The sequence below is a fragment of the Mycobacterium sp. MYCO198283 genome (assembly GCF_021213805.1).
Taxonomy (GTDB): domain Bacteria; phylum Actinomycetota; class Actinomycetes; order Mycobacteriales; family Mycobacteriaceae; genus Mycobacterium.
Genome location: NZ_JAJQJI010000002.1, coordinates 109,074 through 132,608, shown reverse-complemented (window position 1 = coordinate 132,608; position 23,535 = coordinate 109,074). Strand labels below are relative to the sequence as shown.

Annotated in this window: 25 protein-coding genes; 14 read left to right on the top strand and 11 right to left on the bottom strand. The window is 71.6% G+C overall.

Annotated features, from left to right (window positions below):
- Positions 1-19 precede the first annotated feature (19 nt).
- On the top strand, positions 20-739 hold the full coding sequence (gene hpf / locus LV457_RS04785; protein ID WP_232169399.1) for a ribosome hibernation-promoting factor, HPF/YfiA family: 720 nt from the start codon (positions 20-22) through the stop codon (positions 737-739).
- A 164-nt stretch (positions 740-903) separates the two neighbouring features.
- Positions 904-3,702 carry a preprotein translocase subunit SecA gene (gene secA, locus LV457_RS04780; protein ID WP_232169398.1) on the top strand — a complete coding sequence of 933 codons (2,799 nt, stop codon included), beginning with the start codon at positions 904-906 and terminating at the stop codon, positions 3,700-3,702.
- 4 nt (positions 3,703-3,706) lie between these two features.
- Here the strand turns inward: secA and LV457_RS04775 are convergent, their stop codons facing one another.
- Positions 3,707-4,216: an Rv3235 family protein gene (locus tag LV457_RS04775; RefSeq protein ID WP_232169397.1), complete on the bottom strand. Its 510-nt coding sequence runs from the start codon at positions 4,214-4,216 to the stop codon at positions 3,707-3,709.
- A 167-nt stretch (positions 4,217-4,383) separates the two neighbouring features.
- On the opposite strand from LV457_RS04775, the gene LV457_RS04770 reads away from it, so the two are divergent.
- The 4 genes from LV457_RS04770 to LV457_RS04755 all read left to right on the top strand — a co-directional run bounded on the left by LV457_RS04770 (position 4,384) and on the right by LV457_RS04755 (position 8,983).
- Complete coding sequence (locus tag LV457_RS04770; protein WP_232169396.1) at positions 4,384-5,781, top strand: wax ester/triacylglycerol synthase family O-acyltransferase; 1,398 nt, start codon at positions 4,384-4,386, stop codon at positions 5,779-5,781.
- 107 nt (positions 5,782-5,888) lie between these two features.
- Positions 5,889-6,419, top strand: coding sequence for a hypothetical protein (locus LV457_RS04765; RefSeq protein WP_232169956.1), 531 nt, complete (start codon positions 5,889-5,891; stop codon positions 6,417-6,419).
- An 83-nt stretch (positions 6,420-6,502) separates the two neighbouring features.
- Entirely contained in the window at positions 6,503-7,633 is a 1,131-nt protein-coding gene (locus tag LV457_RS04760) for a ferredoxin reductase (RefSeq protein ID WP_232169395.1), read from the top strand.
- Between the two features lie 72 nt (positions 7,634-7,705).
- On the top strand, positions 7,706-8,983 hold the full coding sequence (locus tag LV457_RS04755; protein WP_232169394.1) for a fatty acid desaturase: 1,278 nt from the start codon (positions 7,706-7,708) through the stop codon (positions 8,981-8,983).
- A 91-nt stretch (positions 8,984-9,074) separates the two neighbouring features.
- On the opposite strand, the gene LV457_RS04750 is transcribed toward LV457_RS04755, so the two are convergent.
- The 3 genes from LV457_RS04750 to aroA form a co-directional block, all read right to left on the bottom strand.
- The gene (locus tag LV457_RS04750) at positions 9,075-9,935 is read right to left on the bottom strand and encodes an aldo/keto reductase (RefSeq protein ID WP_232169393.1); all 861 of its coding nucleotides are present in this window, start codon (positions 9,933-9,935) and stop codon (positions 9,075-9,077) included.
- Between the two features lie 66 nt (positions 9,936-10,001).
- Complete coding sequence (rsgA, locus tag LV457_RS04745; protein ID WP_232169392.1) at positions 10,002-10,988, bottom strand: ribosome small subunit-dependent GTPase A; 987 nt, start codon at positions 10,986-10,988, stop codon at positions 10,002-10,004.
- Entirely contained in the window at positions 10,985-12,277 is a 1,293-nt protein-coding gene (aroA, locus tag LV457_RS04740; RefSeq protein WP_232169391.1) for a 3-phosphoshikimate 1-carboxyvinyltransferase, read from the bottom strand. The genes rsgA and aroA overlap by 4 nt, the downstream gene beginning before the upstream one ends.
- 59 nt (positions 12,278-12,336) lie before the next feature.
- Here aroA and LV457_RS04735 point away from each other — a divergent pair, with 59 nt between their 5' ends.
- Positions 12,337-13,095: an SOS response-associated peptidase gene (locus tag LV457_RS04735; RefSeq protein ID WP_232169390.1), complete on the top strand. Its 759-nt coding sequence runs from the start codon at positions 12,337-12,339 to the stop codon at positions 13,093-13,095.
- Positions 13,092-14,588 (top strand): methyltransferase, encoded by a 1,497-nt coding sequence (locus LV457_RS04730; protein WP_232169389.1) that lies wholly within the window; start codon positions 13,092-13,094, stop codon positions 14,586-14,588. Before LV457_RS04735 ends, LV457_RS04730 begins: the two co-directional genes overlap by 4 nt.
- A 26-nt stretch (positions 14,589-14,614) precedes the next feature.
- Here the strand turns inward: LV457_RS04730 and LV457_RS04725 are convergent, their stop codons facing one another.
- Positions 14,615-15,469, bottom strand: a complete 855-nt coding sequence (locus tag LV457_RS04725) for an NAD(P)-dependent oxidoreductase (protein ID WP_232169388.1) — start codon at positions 15,467-15,469, stop codon at positions 14,615-14,617.
- Positions 15,470-15,668: 199 nt separating this feature from the next.
- Between LV457_RS04725 and LV457_RS04720 the strand changes: the two genes are divergently transcribed.
- Together LV457_RS04720 and rsrA are read left to right on the top strand one after the other, a co-directional pair.
- On the top strand, positions 15,669-16,307 hold the full coding sequence (locus LV457_RS04720; protein WP_232169387.1) for a sigma-70 family RNA polymerase sigma factor: 639 nt from the start codon (positions 15,669-15,671) through the stop codon (positions 16,305-16,307).
- Positions 16,304-16,609 carry a mycothiol system anti-sigma-R factor gene (gene rsrA / locus LV457_RS04715; protein WP_232169386.1) on the top strand — a complete coding sequence of 102 codons (306 nt, stop codon included), beginning with the start codon at positions 16,304-16,306 and terminating at the stop codon, positions 16,607-16,609. The genes LV457_RS04720 and rsrA overlap by 4 nt, the downstream gene beginning before the upstream one ends.
- A 21-nt stretch (positions 16,610-16,630) precedes the next feature.
- Here the strand turns inward: rsrA and LV457_RS20265 are convergent, their stop codons facing one another.
- Positions 16,631-16,705, bottom strand: a complete 75-nt coding sequence (locus LV457_RS20265) for a 50S ribosomal protein bL37 (protein ID WP_011728008.1) — start codon at positions 16,703-16,705, stop codon at positions 16,631-16,633.
- A gap of 145 nt (positions 16,706-16,850) precedes the next feature.
- Between LV457_RS20265 and LV457_RS04710 the strand changes: the two genes are divergently transcribed.
- Together LV457_RS04710 and LV457_RS04705 are read left to right on the top strand one after the other, a co-directional pair.
- Positions 16,851-17,066 (top strand): biotin/lipoyl-binding carrier protein, encoded by a 216-nt coding sequence (locus LV457_RS04710; protein ID WP_232169385.1) that lies wholly within the window; start codon positions 16,851-16,853, stop codon positions 17,064-17,066.
- 29 nt (positions 17,067-17,095) lie between these two features.
- Entirely contained in the window at positions 17,096-18,589 is a 1,494-nt protein-coding gene (locus LV457_RS04705; protein ID WP_232169384.1) for a sensor histidine kinase, read from the top strand.
- Positions 18,590-18,668: 79 nt separating this feature from the next.
- On the opposite strand, the gene whiB1 is transcribed toward LV457_RS04705, so the two are convergent.
- The gene (gene whiB1, locus LV457_RS04700) at positions 18,669-18,923 is read right to left on the bottom strand and encodes a transcriptional regulator WhiB1 (RefSeq protein WP_232169383.1); all 255 of its coding nucleotides are present in this window, start codon (positions 18,921-18,923) and stop codon (positions 18,669-18,671) included.
- 249 nt (positions 18,924-19,172) lie between these two features.
- Positions 19,173-20,120 carry a diacylglycerol kinase family protein gene (locus LV457_RS04695; RefSeq protein ID WP_232169382.1) on the bottom strand — a complete coding sequence of 316 codons (948 nt, stop codon included), beginning with the start codon at positions 20,118-20,120 and terminating at the stop codon, positions 19,173-19,175.
- A gap of 35 nt (positions 20,121-20,155) precedes the next feature.
- Between LV457_RS04695 and LV457_RS04690 the strand changes: the two genes are divergently transcribed.
- Complete coding sequence (locus LV457_RS04690; protein WP_232169381.1) at positions 20,156-20,578, top strand: hypothetical protein; 423 nt, start codon at positions 20,156-20,158, stop codon at positions 20,576-20,578.
- On the opposite strand, the gene LV457_RS04685 is transcribed toward LV457_RS04690, so the two are convergent.
- From LV457_RS04685 to LV457_RS04675, 3 genes are read right to left on the bottom strand one after another with little or no spacing between them, the layout of a single operon-like run.
- Entirely contained in the window at positions 20,536-21,012 is a 477-nt protein-coding gene (locus tag LV457_RS04685; protein ID WP_232169380.1) for a GNAT family N-acetyltransferase, read from the bottom strand. The genes LV457_RS04690 and LV457_RS04685 overlap by 43 nt on opposite strands.
- A complete protein-coding gene (locus LV457_RS04680; protein ID WP_232169379.1) occupies positions 21,009-22,094 on the bottom strand; it encodes an isochorismate synthase MenF in 1,086 nt (361 codons plus the stop codon). Before LV457_RS04680 ends, LV457_RS04685 begins: the two co-directional genes overlap by 4 nt.
- Positions 22,091-22,678 (bottom strand): acid phosphatase, encoded by a 588-nt coding sequence (locus LV457_RS04675; protein ID WP_232169377.1) that lies wholly within the window; start codon positions 22,676-22,678, stop codon positions 22,091-22,093. The genes LV457_RS04680 and LV457_RS04675 overlap by 4 nt, the downstream gene beginning before the upstream one ends.
- A gap of 59 nt (positions 22,679-22,737) precedes the next feature.
- Between LV457_RS04675 and LV457_RS04670 the strand changes: the two genes are divergently transcribed.
- Positions 22,738-23,532, top strand: a complete 795-nt coding sequence (locus tag LV457_RS04670; protein WP_232169375.1) for a ParA family protein — start codon at positions 22,738-22,740, stop codon at positions 23,530-23,532.
- The last annotated feature ends 3 nt before the right edge of the window (positions 23,533-23,535 follow it).

Here is a 23,535-nt window from a genome sequence, read left to right as displayed (position 1 = left end):
CAGAAACGAGCTGTCACGTATGTCCAGTAAGTCTGTGGAAGCCCCAGGATTCACCATCGACCCCGACTCCTTCGACGAATCGGAGGAGCGCCGCCCCGCCGCCGATGTGGTGGTGAAGGGCCGCAACGTCGAGATTCCCGACCATTACCGCACGTACGTCTCGCAGAAACTCGCCCGTCTCGAACGGTTCGACCGCAGCATCTACCTGTTCGACGTCGAACTCGACCACGAGAAGAACCGGCGGCAGCGCAAGAACTGCCAGCACGTCGAGATCACCGCGCGCGGGCGGGGGCCGGTGGTGCGCGGCGAGGCCTGCGCGGACAGCTTCTACGGCGCCTTCGAGGCCGCGGTGAGCAAGCTCGAGAACCGGCTGCGCCGCAGTAAGGATCGCCGCAAGGTGCACTACGGCGACAAGACCCCGACGTCGCTGGCCGAGGCGACCGCCCTGGCGCCCGACTCCACGGAATTCGCCGCCGACTTCAGTTCGCGGCCCGCCGACGGGGCCGCGGCCGGCGAAGCCTTCGACGACGGCGTCGTGCCCCACGAGCCGGGCCGCATCGTGCGCGTCAAGGACCACCCGGCGCGCCCCATGAGCGTCGACGACGCGCTCTACGAGATGGAGCTCGTCGGCCACGACTTCTTCCTCTTCCACGACGAGCACACCGACCGGCCCTCGGTGGTGTACCGGCGCCACGCCTTCGACTACGGACTCATCCGGCTCGCGCCGCCGGAGGGCTGACCCCCGGGACCCTCCCCGTCGCTTCGCTCGCCCCTGGACCTTCCCGCCGCTTCGCTCGCCCCTGGGACGCGCGCAGACCCCGGGCGATCAGCCATGTCCCCTACCATGGTTCGAGGGACGCGGCCGGATCGGCTGCGCAAACGAATCCGAAGCAGGGGATAAGCGTGCTCACCAGATTGCTGCGAGTCGGCGAGGGCCGCATGGTCAAGCGGCTGAAGAAGGTCGCCGATTACGTCGGCACCCTTTCCGACGACGTCGAGGCACTGACCGACGCGGAGCTGCGGGCCAAGACCGACGAGTTCCGCCAGCGCGTGCAAGACGGTGAGTCGCTCGACGACCTGCTGCCCGAGGCGTTCGCGGTGGCGCGCGAGGCGGCGTGGCGCGTGCTGAGCCAGCGCCCGTTCGACGTGCAGGTGATGGGCGGCGCGGCGCTGCACTTCGGCAACGTCGCCGAGATGAAGACCGGCGAGGGCAAGACGCTGACCGCCGTGCTGCCCGCCTACCTCAACGCGCTGTCGGGCAAGGGCGTGCACCTGGTCACGGTCAACGACTACCTCGCCAAGCGCGACAGCGAATGGATGGGCCGCGTTCACCGCTTCCTCGGCCTGGAGGTCGGCGTCATCTTGTCGGGGATGACGCCCGACGAGCGGCGCCGCGCCTACGCCGCCGACATCACCTACGGCACCAACAACGAGTTCGGCTTCGACTACCTGCGCGACAACATGGCCCATTCGCTCGACGAGCTGGTGCAGCGCGGCCACAACTTCGCGATCGTCGACGAGGTCGACTCGATCCTCATCGACGAGGCGCGCACGCCGCTGATCATCTCCGGGCCCGCCGACGGTGCGTCGCACTGGTACACCGAGTTCGCCCGCATCGTGCCGCTGATGGAGAAGGACATCCACTACGAGGTGGACATCCGCAAGCGCACCATCGGCGTGCACGAGATCGGCGTCGAGTTCGTCGAGGACCAGCTGGGCATCGACAACCTCTACGAGGCCGCCAACTCGCCGCTGGTCAGCTACCTCAACAACGCGCTCAAGGCCAAGGAGCTGTTCCACCGCGACAAGGACTACATCGTCCGCAACGGCGAGGTGCTCATCGTCGACGAGTTCACCGGCCGCGTGCTGCTGGGCCGGCGCTACAACGAGGGCATGCACCAGGCGATCGAGGCCAAGGAGCGGGTCGAGATCAAGGCCGAGAACCAGACGCTCGCCACGATCACGCTGCAGAACTACTTCCGGCTCTACGACAAGCTCGCCGGCATGACCGGCACCGCCGAGACCGAGGCGGCCGAGCTGCACGAGATCTACGGCCTCGGCGTCGTGGCGATCCCCACGAACAGGCCGATGATCCGCGAGGACCGCGCCGACCTCATCTACAAGACCGAGGAAGCCAAGTACATCGCGGTCGTCGACGACGTGATGGAGCGCTACGAGAAGGGCCAGCCCGTACTCATCGGCACCACCAGCGTCGAGCGCTCCGAGTACCTGTCGCGCCAGTTCCAGAAGCGTCGCATCCCGCACAACGTGCTCAACGCGAAGTACCACGAGCAGGAGGCGAACATCATCGCCGAGGCCGGCCGGCGCGGCGCGATCACCGTCGCCACCAACATGGCCGGCCGCGGCACCGACATCGTGCTCGGCGGCAACGTCGACTTCCTCGCCGACAAGCGGCTGCGCGAGCGCGGCCTCGACCCGATCGAGACGCCCGAAGAATACGAGCAGGCGTGGGACGCCGAGCTGCAGAAGGTCAAGGGCGAGGCGGAGGAAGAGGCCGCCCAGGTGCGTGAGGCGGGCGGCCTCTACGTGCTCGGCACCGAGCGCCACGAATCCCGCCGCATCGACAACCAGCTGCGCGGCCGCTCCGGCCGCCAGGGCGATCCGGGCGAGTCGCGCTTCTACCTGTCGTTGGGCGACGAGCTGATGCGCCGCTTCAATGGCGAGACGCTCGAAGCGCTGCTCAACCGGCTGAACCTGCCCGACGACGTGCCGATCGAGGCGAAGATGGTCTCCCGCGCGATCAAGAGCGCGCAGACGCAGGTCGAGCAGCAGAACTTCGAGGTCCGCAAGAACGTCCTGAAGTACGACGAGGTGCTCAACCAGCAGCGCAAGGTCATCTACGCCGAACGCAAGCGCATCCTCGAAGGCGAGGACCTCGAGGGGCAGGCCCGCCAGATGCTCGTCGACGTCATCACCGCCTACGTTGACGGCGCCACGGCCGAGGGCTACGCCGAGGACTGGGACCTCGACACGCTGTGGACCGCGCTCAAGACGCTGTACCCGGTCGGGATCTCCTACCAGGATCTCGCGCGGCGCCACGACGACATGGACGACCTCACCCGCGACGACCTGCTAGCCGCGCTCGTCGAGGACGCCGAACGCGCCTACACCGAGCGGGAGCGCCAGCTCGAGGAGCTCGCCGGCGAGGGCGCGATGCGCCAGCTCGAGCGCAACGTGCTGCTCAACGTGCTGGACCGCAAGTGGCGCGAACACCTCTACGAGATGGACTACCTCAAGGAGGGCATCGGCCTGCGGGCGATGGCCCAGCGCGACCCGCTCGTGGAATACCAGCGCGAAGGCTACGACATGTTCGTCGGCATGCTCGAAGGCCTGAAGGAGGAGTCCGTCGGCTTCCTGTTCAACGTGCAGGTCGAAGCCGCGCCCGCCCCGGCGGTCACGCCGCAGGCCACGCCCGCCGGCCTGGCGGGCCTGGGCGCCGACAACGGCGACGCGGGCCGCCAGGGGCTGCGGGCGAAGGGCATCGACGACGACTCGGGCGACCCGTCGTCGCGGGCACTGACCTACACCGGCCCCGCCGAGGACGGCAGCGCGGCGGTGCAGCGGCGCCACGGTGACGGTGGCGCGGCGGCCGCACCGGGGGGGACGCGACGGGAGCGCCGGGAGGCCGCACGCCGGGGTGGTCGCGGCGCCAAGGCGTCGAAGTCGGTGCGCCGAGGCTGAGGCGTCACCCGACCTGCAGGGCGACCAGCCGCCACTGCGGCCCGGCCGGGGTGTCGATGAGCTCCACCCGCCCGGCCAGCGCGCACACCCGCGCGCCGCGCTGGTAGGTCGCGAACACCTCGGCGGCGGTCCCGTCCTCGTCGGCGGGCCGCACCCGCACCCGGCGCAGCCGCGCGGCGGTGCGGGGAACGCGCGGTGACGGCAGCACCGAGACGATCCCGTCGACCAGCCCGGGGACCAGTACACCCCGTAGCTGAGCGGCGGGCCGGCGCCGGTCCAGCACCTCGAGCACACAGCGCAGTGCGGTGTCGGCGAAGGCCGCCGCGGCGGCGCCGGTGGGTGCGGCAACGCCCGATTCGGGCGCCGGAACGTGGCGCAGGTGGCGGCGGCGGGCGGTGCTGCGGTGCGGCCCGCTGGGCGCCGGGTGACCGGGACAGGCGGCGGCCGCCGGCGGCGGCTCGTAATCGGTCACCGGTGAGACGGCGGACGGCAGTGCAGGGTGTTCGGACGTCACGTGCGGGCTCCCCGAGGGTCGACGACGACGACGCCTGCCGGGAAGTTGCAGACCTGACCGCATCAGTCTCCCACGTCCGCGGGGCGCTCGACCCACCAAGCGCGGCGGCGGTCCCGGCGACTACGGTGTCGAGGGGACGACCTGGAAGGAGAGGGGGCAACTCGACCGTGGCGGTCCGGCTGTCCGCGTCCGACGCGGCGTTCTACCAGCAGGAGAACACCTCCACCCCGATGTACGTCGGGTCGCTGTCCATTCTGCGCAAGCCGCGCGCCGGACTGTCCTACGAGACCCTGCTCGCCACCGTAGAACAGCGGCTGCCGCAGATCCCACGCTACCGGCAAAAGGTGCGCGAGGTGAGGTTCGGGCTGGCCAGGCCGGTGTGGATCGACGACCGCGACTTCGACATCACCTACCACGTCCGCCGCTCGGCGCTGCCCAGTCCGGGCAGCGACGCCCAGCTGCACGAGCTCATCGCCCGGCTCGCCGCGCGGCCGCTCGACCGGTCGCGGCCGCTGTGGGAGATGTACCTCGTCGAGGGCCTGGCGAAGAACCGCGTCGCCCTCTACACGAAGAGCCATCAGGCGCTGGTCAACGGCATGTCGGCGCTGGAGCTCACCGACGTGATCACCGACCGCACGCGGCGCCCGCCGCAGTTCGACGAGGACCTGTGGATTCCGGCGCGGGAACCCACCACCGGCCAGCTGCTGCTCGGCGCGGTCGGTGACTGGCTGGCGCGGCCCGGTGCGCAGCTGGCGGCGGTGCGGTCGTCGGTGACCGACGTCGGGCGGCTCCTCGACCTCGGCTCCCGGGTGTCCGACGCGGCCCGCGCGCTGGTGCGGGGCCCCGCCCCGAACAGTCCGCTCAACACGACGGTGTCGCGCAACCGCCGCTTCACGGTCGCCAGCGGCCGGCTGGAGGATTACCGCTTCCTGCGGGCGCGCTACGACTGCGACGTCAACGACGTGATCCTGGCCGTGATCGCCGGTGCACTGCGCAACTGGCTGCTGTCACGCGGCGAGGCCGTGACCACCGCGTCGAGCGTGCGGGCAATGGCGCCGATGTCGGTCTACGCCGAGGACGACCACGAGTCGTCGTGCCCCGGCCAGCCGATCAGCGAAGTGGCGCCGTTCCTGATCGACCTGCCGGTGGGGGAGAGCAACGCCGTCATCCGGCTGTCGCAGATCGCGCACGCCACGGAGTCGCCGGCCACCGGCGCTCGGCCCGTCGACGCGCGCACCATCGTCACCCTCTCCGGCTTCGCGCCCCCGACCCTGCACGCGATGGGCATCCGGGTGGCCACCCAGTACTCGGCGCGGGTGTTCAACCTGCTGATCACCAACGTGCCGGGGCCGCAGACGCAGATGTACGTCGCCGGCACCAAGCTGCTCGAGACCTATGCGGTGCCGCCGCTGCTGCACAACCAGGTGCTGGCGATCGGCGTGACGTCCTATGACGGGATGCTCTACTACGGCATCAACGCCGACCGCGAGGCGATGAGCGACGTCGAGGTGCTGCCGGCGTTGCTGCGCGAAGCCCTCGACGAGTTGCTGGAGGTGGCGCGCTGACGGACCGGTCGCGCTGGTGAGGGAGCGACGCTGCGACGACGTAAGCGCTGCGCTCACGGCGGCTACAGTCGGTGAGCGTGCGCGTCTACATCCCCGTCACGCTCGAGATGCTGCAGCGGCTGGTCGCCGACGGCGCACTCGCGGCGGTGGGCGGCACCGCCTTCGCGGTGACGCCCGGGCTGCGCGAGGCCTACGCGCACGGCGACGACGACGAGCTGGCCGAGGTCGCGCTGCGGGAGGCGGCGCTCGGGTCGCTGCGGCTGCTCGCCGGGGCGAGCGAAGCGACGGGAGATGAGCCGGGGGCGAGCGAAGCGACGGGAGATAAGCCGGGGGCGAGCGAAGCGACGGGGCTGCCGCTGCGCCGCGCGGTGCTGTTGGCGGAGGTGCCCGACGCCACGGTGCGGCCCGATCTCGACGACGCCGTCGTCCGGCTCTCCGGGCCGGTCGCATGGGCGGACGTGGTCGCCGCGTATGTGGACAACGCGGCCGCCGAGGAGGCGGTCCGCCGGGCGCTCGAGGTGGTCGACGACGCCGACCTGGGTGACGAAGACGCCGAGCTGGTCGTCGGCGACGCGCAGGACCACGACCTCGCGTGGTATGCGGTGCAGGAGCTGCCGTTCCTGCTCGACCTGCTGTGATGTGCTCCGGGATCGTTGTTACCGACGCGTAGGTTACGGTACCGTAGGTTGCGTCCTGCCCCGGTGACTTCCAGGAGCGACTCATGAGCAGGAAAACCTCCAAACCGCACGGCATCGTCGCCGACACGCAGGCGCCCAGCCTGCCGCGCGCCAAGCACCCGGCGGTCGACGCGCTGCGCCGGCTGGCCTACCGGGTCACCACGCCGCTGCTGCCCGACGACTACCTGCACCTGGTCAATCCGCTGTGGTCGGCGCGCGAGCTGCGGGGGCGCGTCGTCGAGGTGCGCCGCGAGACCGAGGACAGCGCCACGCTGGTGATCCGGCCCGGGTGGGGCTTCACGTTCGACTACCAGCCCGGGCAGTACATCGGCATCGGGCTGTTGATCGACGGCCGGTGGCGCTGGCGGTCGTATTCGCTGACGTCGAGCCCGGTGTCCGGCGCGAAGGACATCTCGATCACCGTCAAGGCCATGCCGGAGGGCTTCCTGTCCAGCCACCTGGTCTCGGGCGTCGCCCCGGGCACCGTCGTGCGGCTGGCCGCACCGCAGGGCAACTTCGTGATGCCCGATCCCGCCCCGCCGGCCGTGCTGTTCCTCACTGCCGGCTCTGGCGTCACCCCGGTGATGTCCATGCTGCGGACGCTGGCCCGCCGCGACCAAATCACCGACATCGTGCACATCCACTCCGCGCCGACGGCCGCCGACGTGCTGTTCGCCGACGAGCTCGCCGCGCTGGCCCGCGACCATCCGAGCTACTCGCTGCGACTGCGACTCACCCGCACCGACGGGCGGCTGAACCTGGCCACCCTCGACACCGAGCTGCCCGACTGGCGGCAGCGTCAGACGTGGGCCTGCGGTCCCGCGGGCATGCTCGATGAGGCGCAGCGCGTGTGGGCCGACGCCGGGCTCGCCGACCAGCTGCACCTCGAGCGGTTCGCGGTGGCCAAGGCCGTGCACGGCGCGGGCGGCACGGTGAGGTTCGCGCGCAGCGGCAAGACCGCCCGCGTCGACGGCGCGACCCCACTCATGGACGCCGGCGAGCAGGCCGGCGTGCAGATGCCGTTCGGCTGCCGCATGGGGATCTGCCAATCGTGCGTCGTGGGGCTGACCGAGGGGTACGTCCGTGATCTGCGGACCGGTGCCGAGCACGAACCGGGCACCCGGATCCAGACCTGTGTGTCGGCGGCATCCGGCGATTGTGTGCTCGACGTCTAACTGCTACCCACTAGTAACCTACGGTATCGTAGGTTACGATAGCGTAGGTACGAACCGACGAGAGGCAGAGCCATGGCGATCACCGATATCGAGGAATTCGCTCATCTGACCGACGCCGACATCGAGAACCTGGCTGTTGAGTTGGATGCGATCCGGCAGGACATCGAGGACTCCCGCGGAGAGCGGGACGCCCGCTACATCCGCCGCACCATCGCGGCGCAGCGCGCGCTGGAGATGACCGGGCGACTGCTGCTCGCCTTCAGCGCGAAGCGCAGCGCCTGGTGGGCGGGCGCCACCACGCTGGGCGTGGCCAAGATCATCGAGAACATGGAGATCGGCCACAACGTGATGCACGGCCAGTGGGACTGGATGAACGATCCGGAGATCCACTCCTCGTCGTGGGAGTGGGACATGAGCGGGGCGTCCAAGCACTGGCGGTTCACGCACAACTTCGCCCACCACAAGTACACGAACATCCTCGGCATGGACGACGACGTGGGCTACGGCCTGATCCGGGTGACCCGCGACGCCAAGTGGAAGCCGTTCAACCTCGGCAACCTGCTCTACAACACCATCCTCATGCTCGGCTTCGAGTGGGGCGTGGGCTTGCAGCACGTGGAGCTCGGCAAGATCTTCCAGGGCCGCCACGACCGCGACGAGAGCAAGGTCCGCGCTCGGGAGTTCGCCGTGAAGGCCGGCCGGCAGGTCGCCAAGGACTACGTGGCATGGCCGGCGATCTCCGCGCTGTCGCCGCACGCCACCTACAAGTCGACGCTGACCGCCAACGCCTTGGCCAACGTCATCCGCAACGTGTGGGCCAACGCGGTGATCTTCTGCGGCCACTTCCCCGACGGCGCCGAGAAGTTCACCAAGACCGACATGGTCGGCGAGTCGAAGGGCCACTGGTACCTGCGGCAGATGCTGGGCAGCGCCAACTTCAAGAACGGCCCGGTGCTGCGCTTCATGAGCGGCAACCTGTGCCACCAGATCGAGCACCACCTGTACCCGGACCTGCCGAGCAACCGGCTGTACGAGATCTCGCTCCGCGTGCAGGAAGTCTGCGAGAAGTACGACCTGCCCTACACCACCGGCTCGTTCCTCGTCCAGTACGGCAAGGCCTGGCGGACCATCGCCAAGCTGTCGCTGCCGGACCGCTACCTGAGCGCCACCGCGGACAACGCGCCGGAGACCCGCAGCGAGCGGATGTTCGCCGACCTCGGCCCGGGCTTCGGCCGCATCGACCCCGCCACGGGCAAGCGTCGCGGACTGCGCAGCGCGATCAACGCCGCCCGCAGCCGCCGGCGCGCCAAGCGCCAACTCGCCGACCAGCAGCGGCCGCTCGCCGCCTGACCGCGTCCGCCTTCCCCGCGAGCGTGCGCGTCTGTACGCGGACACGCCGCGCACGGCGTACCGCAGCGCACGCTCGCGGGGTGCGACGTCGTCAGTCCGGCAGGTAGTCGAACCTGTCGGGATGCCCGCCGGTGCGGCCGTCCTCGCCGCGGTCGAGCGCGGTGAGCGCCGCCATGTCGGCGTCGGAGAGCTCGAAGTCGAACAGCGCGAAGTTGTCGCGGATCCGCTGCGGCGTCACCGACTTCGGGAACACGACGTCGCCCCGCTGGATGTGCCACCGCAGGACGGTCTGCGCCGGGCTCCTGCCGACCGCCTCGGCGATGCGCACCACCACCGGATCGTCGAGCACCTTGCCCTGCGCGATCGGCGACCACGCCTCCGTCACGATCGCGTGCGCGGCGCCGTACGTCCGCACGTCGTCGTTGGTGAAGTACGGATGCACCTCGATCTGGTTGACCGCCGGCACGGTGTCGGTTTCCGCGGCCAGCCGCTCCAGGTGCGCCACCTGGAAGTTCGACACGCCGATGCTGCGGGCGCGCCCGTCGCGGGCGAACTCCTCCAACGTCTGCCAGGTCGAGACGAAATCCCCGTCGTAACGCGTCGGCAGCGGCCAGTGGATGAGGAACAGGTCCACATAGCGGTCGTCGCCGTCGAATCCGAGCTCGGCCAGGGTGGCGTCGAAGCTGCGGCGGGCGTCGTCGGGCCGGTGGTGGTTGTTGTTGAGCTTGCTCGTGACGAACACCTCGCCGCGATCCAGGCCGGCGTCGCGGATGCCCTGCCCGACGCCGGCCTCGTTGCCGTACATCTGCGCGGTGTCGATGTGGCGGTAGCCCACCTCCAGGGCGGTGCGCACCGCGTCGGCGGTGCCGGCGGGATCGATCTGGTAGACCCCGAACCCGAGCTGCGGAATGGTGTTGCCGTCGTTGAGGGTGATGCGGGGAACGTCTGTCACGGATGACCTCCTGGTAGCGCGAGTGAGCTGCGTGCCCGGCGCGTCGCGCGGACAAACCCCCGCTGGTCAGTAACTCGTCGCCTCGTGCAGCACGACCAGCAGTCGGCGCGCCGCCTGCACGCGGTCGGCCGCCGCGCCGGACAGGGTGTCCAGCGCGCACTCCGGATCGGCCGGCGGGCCGAGATGGCCGCAGCCGCGGGGACAGTCCTCGATGGCGGCGGCCAGATCGGAGAACGCCCGCAACACGTCGTCGGGCGCGATGTGGGCCAGCCCGAACGACCGCACCCCCGGCGTGTCGATGATCCAGCCGCCCGACGGCAGCGCCAGCGCCACCGACTGGGTGGACGTGTGGCGGCCCTTGCCGGCGCCGGACACGTCGCCGATCGCCCGGCCCGCGTCGGGCACCAGCCGGTTCACCATGGTCGACTTGCCGACGCCGGAATGCCCGAGCAGCACGGTCACCTGCCCGACCAGCAGCGCGGTCAGCGCGTCGAGCGGATCGCCGCGGCCCGCGGTGATGATGGTGAGGTCGAGGCCGGCGAACTGGGCGGCGAACGGCTCGGCGGGCGCCAGATCGGTCTTCGTCAGGCACAGGACGGGTTCGAGTCCGCCGGTGTAGGCCGCCACCAGGGCGCGCTCGACGAAGCCGGTGCGCGGCGGCGGATCGGCCAGCGCGACGACGATGAGCAGCCGGTCGGCGTTGGCCACCACCACCCGCTCGGTGGGATCGGTGTCGTCAGCGGTGCGGCGGAGCTCGGTGCGCCGCTCGCCGCGACGCACGATGCGGGCCAACGTGTCCGGCCGCCCGCTCAGGTCGCCGACGAGGTCGACGTCGTCGCCGACGACGATCGAGGTGCGGCCCAGTTCGCGGGCCCGCATCGCGGTGACCCGGCGGGCCGGGTCGCCGCCGAGGACGCATCCCCACCGGCCGCGGTCGACGGTGACGACCATGCCCGTCGTGGCGTCGGCGTGATCCGGCCGGATCTTGGTCCGCGGCCGCGACCCCCGCCCGGGGCGCACGCGCACGTCGGACTCGTCGTAGGGGCGTGTCACCGCGGTCGTCCCGCGAGCATGTCCAGCCACAGCCCGGCGAAGTCCGGCAGCGTCTTGGCCGTCGTCGCGATGTCCTCGACCGCGACGCCGGGCACCCGCAACCCGACGATCGCGCCGGCCATCGCCATCCGGTGGTCGGCGTAGGAGTGCCAGGCGCCGCCGTGCAACGGCACGGCGGTGATCCGCAGCCCGTCGGCGGTCTCCTCGCAGTCGCCGCCGAGACCGGTCAGTTCGGCGCGCAGCGCGGCGAGCCGGTCGGTCTCGTGGCCCCGCAGGTGCGCCACCCCGCGCAACGTCGACACCGCTCCGGGGGCTGCCAGCGCCGCGAGCACGGCGACCGCCGGGGTGAGCTCGCCGACGTCGCGCAGGTCGATGTCCAGGCCGCCGTACCCGGCGCTGCCCCGAACCTCCAGCTCGCGGCCGGTGCGGCGCACCGTACAGCCCAGCGACCGCAGGATCGCGAGGATGTCGTCGGCGGGCTGGACGCTGACGTCGGGCCACCCGGCGAGGCGCACCGTGCCGGCGGTGACCGCCGCGGCCGCCAGGAACGGCACCGCGTTCGACAGGTCCGGCTCGATCACCCAGTTCCGCGCGGCCACCGCGCCGGGCGCCACCCGCCAGGTCGCCGGCTCGGAGTCGTCGACGTCGACACCCGCTTCCCGCAGCATCGTCACCGTCATCGCGATGTGCGGCGCCGAGGGCAGCGTCTGCCCGGTGTGGCGGACGGTGAGCCCGTCGGCGAAGCCGGCCGCGGCCAGCAGCAGCCCGGAGACGAACTGCGACGACGCCGACGCGTCGATGGCGACGGTGCCGCCGACGACACCGCCGTGGCCGTGCACCGTGAACGGCAGCCCGTCGCCGGCGACGTCCACCCCGAGGTCGCGCAGCCCGGCGAGCAGCGGTGCGATCGGGCGGGCGCGGGCCTGCTCGTCGCCGTCGAAGGTCACCGCGGCCGTGCCGAGCGCCGCGAGGGGCGGCACGAACCGCAGCACCGTGCCGGCGAGCCCGCAGTCGACCCGGGCGGTGCCGGTCGGCGCCACGCCGCCCGAGACGGTGAGATCGGGCCCGTCGCCCTCGATCCGCACACCGAGGGTCCGCAGCGCGCCGATCATCAGGTCGGTGTCGCGGCTGCGCAGCGCGCCGGTGACGGTGGCGGTGCCGTCGGCCAGCGCCGCGAGCACCAGCGCGCGGTTGGTCTGCGACTTCGAGCCCGGCACCTGCACCGTCGCGTCGACGGGTCCCGACGCGGTGGGCGCCGGCCACCACCCGGTCGCCGTCGCTTCGCTCACGGCCTCCATCCTGCCAAGCGGGGCTGCGCGGCGCGCGAGCGCTCTGCCACCATGAAGTCATGTGCGGTCGATTCGCGGTCACCACCGATCCGGCCCTGCTGGCGCAGAAGATCCAGGCGATCGACGAGGCCACCGATCAGCAGGCGCAGCCACCGGCGCCCAACTTCAACGTCGCGCCCACGACGACCATCGCCACCGTGGTGCGCCGCCACAGCGAGCCCGACGACGACCCCACCCGGCGAGTGCGGCTCATGCGGTGGGGCCTCGTCCCGCCGTGGGCCGCGGCCACCGCCGACGGCGCACCGCAGACCAAGGGACCGCTGCTCATCAACGCCCGGGCCGAGACCATCACCACCTCGCCGGCGTTCCGGTCGGCGGCGAAGGCCAAGCGCTGCCTGGTGCCGATGGACGGCTGGTACGAGTGGAAGGGCGCGAAGGGGTCGAAGACGCCGTTCTTTCTGCACGCCGCCGACGGGGAGCCGCTGTTCATGGCGGGCCTGTGGTCGACGTGGCGGCCGAAGGGTGCGTCACCGGACACACCGCCGCTGCTGAGCTGCACGATCATCACCACCGACGCCGCCGGTCCGCTCGCCGAGATCCACGACCGCATGCCGCTGACCGTCAGCGCCGCCGACTGGGACCGCTGGCTCGACCCCGACGCGCCGGTCGACGAGGGGCTGTTGCGCGGCCACGGCGACCTCGACCGCATCGAGATCCGGCAGGTGTCGACGCTGGTCAACAACATCCGCAACAACGGACCGGAATTGATCGAACCGGCGACCGGGGAACCCGAACCCGAGCAGGCGACCCTGTTGTGACGCCGTTGGGTTCCGCCGCGGTCGTCGACGCCCTCGGAGCGGATCTGCGGGCCGCGGACTACACGACCGACGGCGTCGCGGCACTGCTGGGTGCCGACGCGAGCGCCGCGTTCAGCCGCGGGCTGTGGTGGTCGGCGCAGCGCGTCACCGAACGCACCGACCGTCCGCTGGCGACGCTGGTGCGGCTGTTCCTGCTCGGCGCCGACGAACCGCGGGACCGGGTCGCGGCGGCCTTCCCGACCGTGGATCTCGACGCACTGCGGGACGCTGGCGTCCTCGAGTCCGGCGGCACCGGCACGCTGCGGGCCGCGCTCGACATCCGCCCTCACGGCGACGGCGCCCGCGACTTCCTCGTGGTGTCGGACCTCGACGCCGCCACCCGCCCCGGCGCCGTAAGCCGCGACCACGTGCTGGGCATCGGCGGCGCGTCGATCACGTTGGCGCACGCGGTGATCCGCAGCCCGGTGCAGCGGGCGCTCGACCTGGGCACCGGGTGCGGCATCCAGGCGCTGCACCTGCACGCGCACTGCGACGAGATCGTCGCCACCGACACCAACGAGCGGGCGCTGGCACTGGCCGCCGCGACCGCGCGGCTCAACGGCATGGCGTGGGACCTGCGGCCCGGCAGCCTGTTCGAGCCGGTGACCGGCGAGCGGTTCGACCTCGTGGTGTCCAATCCGCCGTTCGTCGTCGGCACCGGCGCCTTGGACTACCAGTACCGGGATTCGGGCATGGTCGGAGACGGCTTGAGCGAGCAGCTGATCCGCGAGGCCCACGACCACCTGACGCCCGGCGGCACCGCGCAGCTGATGGCCAACTGGATCGTGCGCGACCCCGCGAACTGGCAGCAGCGGGTCACCGGGTGGCTCGCCGGCACCGGCTTGCACGCCTGGGTGGTGCAGCGCGAATTCGCCGACCCGATCAGCTACGTCTCGCTGTGGACGTCCGATGCCGGTGAACCGCCCGAGGCGGCCGCGCGGCGCGGCCGGGACTGGTTGGACTGGTTCGAGGCCGAGGGCATCGCCGGCGTCGGCATGGGCGTGGTGGTGCTGCGCGCCCCGCGCCCGGGCGAGCACCGCGACCCCGAGCACGTCGTCGAGGCGATCACCGGCGCCGACGAGGCGCTGACCGGCCCGGAGGTCGAGGCGTTCTTCGCCCGCCGCGAGTACCTGCACGAGACGTCGAACGCGCAGCTGTTGGCGGCGCGGCTGTCGACGGCGCCGGTGTTCCTGGAGGAGCAGTCGCTGCCGGGCCCCGACGGCTGGCAGGTGGTCGGCGCGGCGGTGCGCCGGCCCGGCGGTCCCGGCGCCGTCCTGGGCGTCGACGAGGTGTCGCGGGCGCTCTTGGCGGGGTGCCGCGGCGAGGTGCCGCTCGGCACGCTGATCGACCTGCTCGCCGCGCACCACGGTGTGGACGCCGGTGCGCTGGCCGACGCCGCCCTCCCCGTGGTCCGCGAGGCGATCGGGCGCGGAATCCTTTCTGCCGCAACCTGATCGCCGCAACCTGATCGCCGGTGGCGTCAGCCCGCGTAGCCCGGCGGGTTCGGGCCGTCCACCCAGAAGTCGACGCCCAGCTCCGAGCCCGGCACGCAGTCGTACTGCGACAGGTCGGTGACACCGGCGTCGAGCAGCACGTCCTCGCACAGCAGCGTCTGGCCGGTGTAGTCGCGGGCCGGTCGGGTCAGCACCGCATAGGCGGCGTCGGCGTACACCTCGGGCTTGCGGGAGCGGGCCATCGCCTCGTCGCCGCCGAGCAGGTTCTGCACGGCGGCGGTGGCGACCATGGTGCGGGGCCACAGCGTGTTCGACGCGACGCCCGCCTCCCGCAGTTCCTCCGCGGCGCCCAGCGCGCACAGCGTCATGCCGAACTTCGCCATCATGTACGGCGTCGGCGTCAGCCACTTGGGTTCCAGGCGCAGCGGCGGTGACAGCGTCAGGATGTGCGGGTTGTCGCCGCCCTTGAGGTGGGGAATGCACGCCTGGATCACGGCGTAGGTGCCGCGCACCTGGATGCCGTTCATCAGGTCGAACCGCTTCAGGGGCACATCCTCGATCGACCCGAGGTTGATCGCCGACGCGTTGTTCACGCAGATGTCGATCCCGCCGAACTCCTCGACCGTCTTGGCCACCGCGGCCGCCACCGAGTCGCCGTCGCGGATGTCGCCGACGATGGGCAGCGCCCGGCCGCCGGCGTCCTCGATCTCCTGCGCCGCGGTGTAGACGGTGCCCGGCAGCTTGGGGTGGGGTTCGGCGGTCTTGGCGACCAGCGCAACGTTCGCCCCGTCGGCGGCGACGCGTTTGGCGATCGCCAGCCCGATTCCGCGGCTCGCACCCGAGATGAACATCGTCTTACCGGCCAGCGGTCCGTGTGCCATGGAGGTCAGCCTAGGTCGCGGCGAATGTCGGGGGAACAGCGGCGCGCCCGGCGCTGTTATGCCGATCGATCAGGGGTTGGCCGTGCCGTGAGCGGTGTCGCCCGTAGGATCGACGAAGGGGATTGCAGTGTCGACGGTGATACTCGAGCGTCCGGCGAACACGTGGGACGCCGCAGCCGCCGCCGAAGAAGGGACCGCGATGACCGACGGTGACGGCGAGCCCGGCGCATCGGATGCCGGCGCCGAACGCGTCGAGACCGATGCCGAGCTGACGGCGCGCTTCGAACGCGACGCCATCCCGCTGGTCGACCAGCTCTACGGCGGCGCGCTGCGGATGACCCGCAACCCGGCCGACGCCGAGGACCTGCTGCAAGAAACGATGGTGAAGGCCTACGCGGGTTTCCGGTCGTTTCGCGAGGGCACGAATCTCAAGGCGTGGCTCTACCGCATCCTGACCAACACCTACATCAACTCCTACCGCAAGAAGCAGCGGCAACCGGCGGAGTACCCGACCGAGGAGATCACCGACTGGCAGCTGGCGGCCAACGCCGAGCACACCTCGACAGGGTTGCGTTCGGCCGAGGTTGAGGCGCTGGAGACGCTGCCCGACGACGACATCAAGGCGGCGCTGCAGGCCCTGCCCGAGGACTTCCGGATGGCGGTCTACTACGCCGACGTCGAGGGTTTCCCGTACAAGGAGATCGCCGAGATCATGGATACGCCCATCGGGACCGTGATGTCCCGGCTGCACCGCGGCCGCCGGCAGCTGCGGGAGCTGCTGGCCGACGTCGCCCAGGAACGTGGCTTCAACCGCACGCGCACGGAGGTGTCGTCATGAGCGACGAGATCCGCGACGAGAAGGACTGCGCGCCGCGCCCCCAGGTCGATCCGGAGCACCCGGACTGCGCAGCCGTGCTCGCCGAGGTGTGGACGCTGCTGGACGGCGAATGCACGCCGGAGACCCGCGACCAGCTGCGGCACCACCTCGAGGAATGCCCGGCCTGCCTACGGCACTACGGCCTGGAGGAACGGCTGAAGAAGCTCATCGCCACCAAGTGCAGCGGGGAGCGCGCGCCGGACGGGTTGCGGCAGCGGCTGATGCTCGAGATCAGCCGCACCACCATCGTCGGGCGCGGCTGAGCCTCGGGCGTCGCCGGCCGGTCAGGCGTTGGGCCGCTTGCCGTGGTTGGCCTTGCTGTGCTTGCGATCGCGCTTCTTACGGCCACGCTTGGCCATGGCTGCACCTCGGTTTCGTCTCGTCGCGGGCGCCCGGAGCGGGCGGGTTCATCCCAGTGTCTCACGACCTGGCGACAACCCCGCCCGGGCGGGTTGTGGTTCGATTGGGTCGACAGCAGGGCCGGGCTTAGCGAAGTGGGGTGAGATGGCCGAGGACGTGCGCGCGGAGATCGTGGCCAGTGTGCTCGAGGTCGTCGTCCACGAGGGCGACCAGATCGGTGAGGGCGACACCCTGGTGCTGCTCGAGTCCATGAAGATGGAGATCCCGGTGATCGCCGAGGTGGCCGGCACCGTGACCGCCGTCAACGTGTCGGTCGGCGACGTCATCCAGGCGGGCGACCTCATCGCCGTCATCTCCTGAACGCGCCGCACCCCGCCCGCCGCTGAGCCATGTCGACCCTCGGTGAACTGCTCGCCGAGCACACGGTGCTGCCCGGCGACGCCGTCGACCACCTGCACGCCGTGGTGGGGGAATGGCAGTTGCTGGCGGACATGTCGTTCGCCGACTACCTGATGTGGGTGCGGCGCGATGACGGGTCGCTGGTGTGCGTGGCGCAGTGCCGGCCGAACACGGCACCGACGGCCGTGCTGTCCGACGCCGTGGGCACCGTCGCCGAACCCGCCGAACAACCTGTGTTACAGGCGGCCTTCACCTCCGGTGTCATCCGGCGGACCGCGGGCGAGCAGTCCTCGAGCGGAATCGGCCTGAACGTCGAGGCGGTGCCGGTGCGGCACGGCCACCGGGTGGTCGCGGTGCTCACCCACCGCACGGCGCTGGCCGACGGGCGCAGCGTCAGCCCGCTGGAGCTGGCGTACCTCGACTGCGCCGCCGACCTGTTGCACATGCTGTCGGAGGGGACGTTCCCGAATGTCGGCGACGCCGCGATGTCGCGGTCCAGCCCGCGGGTCGGTGACGGTTTCATCCGCCTCGACGGCGCCGGCGCCGTGGTGTACGCCAGCCCCAACGCGCTGTCGGCATACCACCGCATGGGGTTGTCGTCGGAGCTGGAGGGCCACAACCTGGTGGCCGTCACCCGCCCGCTCATCTCCGATCCGTTCGAGGCGCAGGAACTGGCCACCCACATTCGGGATTCGCTGGCGGGCGGCTCCAGCATGCGCATGGAGGTCGAGGCCGGCGGTGCGGCCATCCTGATGCGGACGCTGCCGCTGGTGGTGCACGGGGAAGCCGCCGGCGCCGCGGTCCTCATCCGCGACGTCACCGAGGTCAAGCGCCGCGACCGGGCGCTGTTGTCCAAGGACGCGACCATCCGCGAGATCCACCACCGCGTCAAGAACAACCTGCAGACCGTGGCGGCGCTGCTGCGGCTGCAGGCGCGGCGCACCAACAACGCCGAGGGCCGCGAGGCGCTGCTGGAATCGGTGCGCCGGGTGTCGTCCATCGCGCTGGTCCACGATGCGCTGTCGATGTCGGTCGACGAGGAGGTCAACCTCGACGAGGTGATCGACCGCATCCTGCCGATCATGAACGACGTGGCGAGCGTCGACGCGCCGATGCGGATCAACCGGGAGGGGGCGCTCGGGCTGCTCGACGGCGACCGGGCCACCGCACTGATCCTGGTGATCACCGAGCTGGTGCAGAACGCGCTCGAGCACGGATTCGACGACACCGCGCAGGGAATCGTCACCATCCGCGCGCAGCGGTCGGCCCGCTGGCTCGACGTGGTGGTCGCCGACAACGGCCGCGGCCTCCCGACGGGGTTCAGCCTCGAGAAGGCGGACCGGCTGGGCCTGCAGATCGTCCGCACCCTGGTGTCCGCCGAGCTCGACGGTTCGCTCGGCATGCACGACGGGCCGGCCGGCGGCACCGAGGTGACCCTGCGCATACCGATCGGGCGGCGCGCGGCGGCCCGGACCGTCCCGTAGCCACCGCCGCACCCACGCACGAAACAGCCGGCCGGTGAACGTGTCACCGGCCGGCTGGTCCGAAAAGCGCTGCGGAGTGTCAGACCCCGGTGCGGGCCCGCGTCCGCGCGTTGCGGCGCTTCAGCGCGCGCCGCTCGTCCTCGCTCATGCCGCCCCACACCCCGGCGTCCTGACCGGACTCGAGCGCCCAGGTCAGGCACTCGGTGGTCACCGGACAACGGTTGCAGACGAGCTTTGCGTCAGCGATCTGGGCGAGTGCCGGCCCGCTGTTTCCCACCGGGAAGAACAGCTCCGGGTCCTCGTCGCGACAGACCGCCTTGTGGCGCCAATCCATGAAAGTTCTCCTTATGCGTGCGCAGCAGAGCACACGGTCGATTTCTTCGGCTGTTGTTAACGCGTGCACTCGTAATGTTTCTGCACTGTTGCATCCGATATTTTCACAGGCTCAACAGATGTCAAGAGCGCTTCGATCACACGTGGTCTATCTCACTCGGGGGAGGCGTTCACCGCGTGGCTACCCCGATGGGCTACGCTCCAGTCTACCTGCGCCCGAATTCCGGTTCGTGAACCACATCGTCGCTGGTCAGCTGCCTTCGGGCCGTGGTGCGACGACCGCCAGCGCAGCCGGCGCGGACCGGAACGACATGGTTTCACGCAATCCGACGTAATCGCCGTCGATCTGGCACGCCACCGGTGTGGTCGACGTCACCCGCACCTGCGCCAGGTCGTCGTCGCGGATCAGGTGCCGCGCAACGGGATTGGGCGACTTGGCGAACATCTGCCGCGCCAGCCGCAGGTTGGCGACGACGTTCATGCTGGTGATGGCGAACACCCCGAGCCCGGTGTCGAAGGTGGTGCCCGGATTGGTCCAGATGGGTCGCTTGTTCGCGTACGTCCACGGGCTCGCGTTCGACACGAACGCGAAGTGCACGCCCGCGACGGGTTTCCGGCCGGGCAGCTCGAGGGTGAGCGTCGGTTCCTTCCGCACGCTGGCCAGCATCTCCCGCACGGCCACCCGGATGTAGCGCGAGGCGGTCACCTTGCGCCCCTTCGCGCGCTGCGCCTCGACCGCGGCGACCACGTCGCCGTCGACGCCCATGCCCGCGGTGAACACCGCCCAGCGCTCGCCGCAGTCCATCAGGCCGATCCGGCGCGGCGGCTGGGTGCCGAGCAGCATCACGAGCTGGTTGGTGGCCTCGATCGGGTCGGCGCTGATGCCCAGGGCACGCGCGAAGACGTTCGCCGAGCCGCCGGGCACCACGGCGACCGCCGGGGCGTGCGGCGGCGCCGGGGTGCCCGGCGCGCCCAGCACCCCGTTGACCACCTCGTTCACGGTGCCGTCGCCGCCGTGGACGATCAGCACGTCGACGCCGTCGCGGGCGGCCTGGGCGGCGATGTCGACGGCGTGCCCGCGGCGGTCCGTGTGGGCCACGGTGAGCTGCACCCGGCTCTCCAGCGCGTGCGCCAGGAGGTCGCGCCCGGCCGGTGTGGTCGACGTGGCGTTCGGGTTGACGATCAGCACGGCACGCACGGAGCACCACCCTATCGAGGTCGTACGCTGATGCGGTGAACCCGCGCCCACCGGCTGTTGTCCGCCGTGCCGGCGGCGTGGTCGCGGCGGAGGGTGCGGTGGGCATCGGCATCGCGGTGCTGCTGGCGGCGCTGGGGTTCGCCGGCCACGATCAGCAGATCTCGTTCGGGACGGCGCTGTGGTTCGTGCTGGTCGCCGGTGCCGTGGCGGCCGGCGGCTGGGCGCTGTGGACCGGGCGGCGGTGGGGCCGCGGCATCGCCGTGTTCGCGAACCTGCTGCTGCTGCCGGTCTGCTGGTACATGGCGGTCGGCTCGCACCGGCCGGAGCTGGGCATCCCGGTGGGAATCGTCGCGGTCCTGGCGCTGGCGCTGCTGTTCTCCCCGGCCGCGGTGCGCTGGGCGGCCGGGGTGGACGATCAGCCGGCCAGCTCCGACAGCGCCGGACCCGACACCCGGTAGGTCAGCCACTGGCGTTGGTGGCGGGCGCCCACGGCCTCGTACAGCGCGATCGCGCCGGTGTTCCAATCCAGCACCGCCCACGTCAGCCGGGTGTAGCCCCGGTCGACGCACTCGCGGGCCAGCGCCGACAGCAGGCGGCGGCCGACGCCGTGGCGGCGGAACGGCGGCCGCACGAACAGGTCCTCCAGGTAGATGCCGCCCTCGCCGTCCCAGGTGGAGTAGTTGACGAACCACAGCGCCCCGCCGGCCACCTGGCCGTCGACCTCCGCGACGTGGCCGCAGACGATGGGCGTCTCGCCGAACAGCGCCCGCGCCAGCGCCTCGGCGGTCAGGGTGCACTCGTCGGCGGCGTCCTCGAACGCCGCGAGCTCGTGGACCAGCGCGGTCAGCTCGACCTCGTCGCCGGGCACGGCCCGGCGGATCGTCACGGTCATGTCGGCACTCCCAGCGCGGTGAGGACGGTGCGGAATTTCGTTGCGGTCTCGGCGAGTTCGTCGTCGGGATCGGATTCGGCGACGATGCCGCCGCCGGCATAGGCGTGCGCCGACCGCCCGTCGGCGGCAACGTCCGCGCAGCGAATGGCCACCACCCAGCGGCCGTCGCCGCCGGAATCGCACCAGCCGACGGCGCCCGCGTAGAACCCGCGATCGCCCTCCAGTTCGGCGATCAGGTCGACGGCGTCCGCGGTGGGCACGCCGCCGACAGCGGGCGTCGGGTGCAGCGCGAGCGCGAGATCCAGTGCGGTGGTGGCCGGTTCGCGCAGCCGGCCGGTGATCGGGGTGGCCAGGTGCCACAGCGCCGCGGTCCGGCTCAGCTGCGGCTCGTCGGGGATCTCCAGCTCCCGGCACAGCGGCGTGAGCGCCGCGCGGACGGCGTCGACCACCAACGCATGCTCGTGGCGGTTCTTCGCCGACGACGCCAGCGCCGCAGCGCTTTGGGCGTCGGCCTCCGGTGTCGGCCCGCGCGGCGCCGAGCCCGCGAACGGCCGGCAGCACACGGTGTCGCCGCGGCGCACCACCAACAGCTCCGGGCTCGCGCCGACCAGCGTTCGGCCACCGTGCCTCCCACCGGCCGCGGACAGGTCGACGAGGTAGGCGTGGGCTTCGGGATCGGCGGCGGCGAGCCGGTACAGCAGGGTGAGGGGATCGAGCGGGGCGTCGCAGCCGAGCCGCAGCGAGCGGGCGAGCACCACCTTCTGCAGCCCGCGAGCCGGGTCGCGCAGCGCGTCGAGCGCCGCCCGGATCCGGTCCAGATGCTGCGCGGGGGAGGGGATCTCGGCGTCGATCCGCACCGCCGGCAACGTACCGGCGGCCCGCCGGGCGGCCGTCGCGGTGACGCGGTAGCTCTGCGGCGTCACCAGCGCGGCGGGCCGGCGGACGTCGAATGGCAACGCGCCCACCACCATCGGCGCCCGGCCGGCCCGCAGGGCGGTCTGCGCGTCGGCGATGTCCGGATATCGGGCGGCCGCACCGTCGGCCACCACGGTCTGCGACGGGCCCAGCAGCAGGAAGCTCACGACGAGATCCCGAGCGCCGCCACCTGCCGGGTGCCGTGCTCGAAGCCGCACACCGCCAGTGTGGCGGCGCCCATGGCGAAGCGGATGCCGTCGGCCAGCGGAAGTTCCACCCAGCGGGTGATGACGGCGCGCGAGAAGTGACCGTGCCCGACGAAGACCACGTCACGCTCGGCCAGCCGGGCCAGCGCGTAGTCGACGGCGCGATCGGCGCGCGCAGACACCTGCGCGACGCTCTCGCCGCCCGGGCAGCCGTGCGTCCAGACCAGCCAGTCGGGCACGGTCCGGCGGATGTCGTCGGTGGTGGTGCCCTCGTAGTCGCCGTAGGCCCACTCGGCGAGCAGCTCGGTCGTCTCGTCGACATGCAGCCCGGCGAGCTGTGCGGTGTCGCGGGCGCGTCGCCGCGGGCTGCTCACCACCCACGGGTCCGTCAGCTGCAGGGCCGCCACCGCGGGCGCCGCGGCGGCCGCCTTGCGACGGCCGTCGGCGGTGAGGTCGAGATCGGTGCGGCTGGTGTGCCGCCCTGCCTTGGACCACTCGGTCTCGCCGTGGCGCAGCAGGACCAACCGGTGCGCGTCGGGACTCACCGCACCGATTGTGCCGCAAGGGCGGGGCACCGCCGGGCCGGCCATGCCAGGATTGCACCGTGACCCGGGTGCTGGCGGTGGCCAATCAGAAGGGTGGCGTCGCCAAGACGACGACGGTGGCGTCGCTGGGGGCGGCGATGGTCGAGAGCGGGCTGCGGGTGCTGCTCGTCGACCTCGACCCGCAGGGCTCGCTGACGTTCTCGCTGGGCCACGACCCGGACAAGTTGCCGGTGTCGGTCCACGAGGTGCTGCTCGGCGAGGTCGAGCCCGACGTGGCGCTGGTCGAGACCGCCGAGGGCATGTCGCTGCTGCCGGCCAACATCGACTTGGCGGGCGCCGAGGCCATGCTGCTCATGCGCGCCGGCCGCGAGCACGCGCTCAAGCGGGCGCTGACCAAGATCAGCAGCAATTACGACGTCGTCATCATCGACTGCCCGCCGTCGCTGGGGGTGCTGACCCTCAACGGGCTGACCGCCGCCGACGAGGTGATCGTGCCGCTGCAGTGCGAGACGCTGGCGCACCGCGGCGTCGGCCAGTTCCTGCGCACGGTGGCCGACGTGCAGGCGATCACCAATCCGGACCTGACGCTCTTGGGGGCGCTGCCGACGCTGTACGACTCGCGGACCACCCACAGTCGCGACGTGCTGTTCGACGTCGTCGACCGCTACCAGCTGCCGGTGCTGTCGCCGCCGATCCCGCGGACCGTGCGGTTCGCCGAGGCCAGCGCGTCGGGCTCGTCGGTGCTGGCGGGCCGCAAGAACAAGGGCGCCATGGCCTACCGCGAACTGGCCGCCGCGCTGCGCAAGCACTGGAAGTCCGGCAAGCCGCTCGCCACGTTCACCCCGGAGATGTGACCG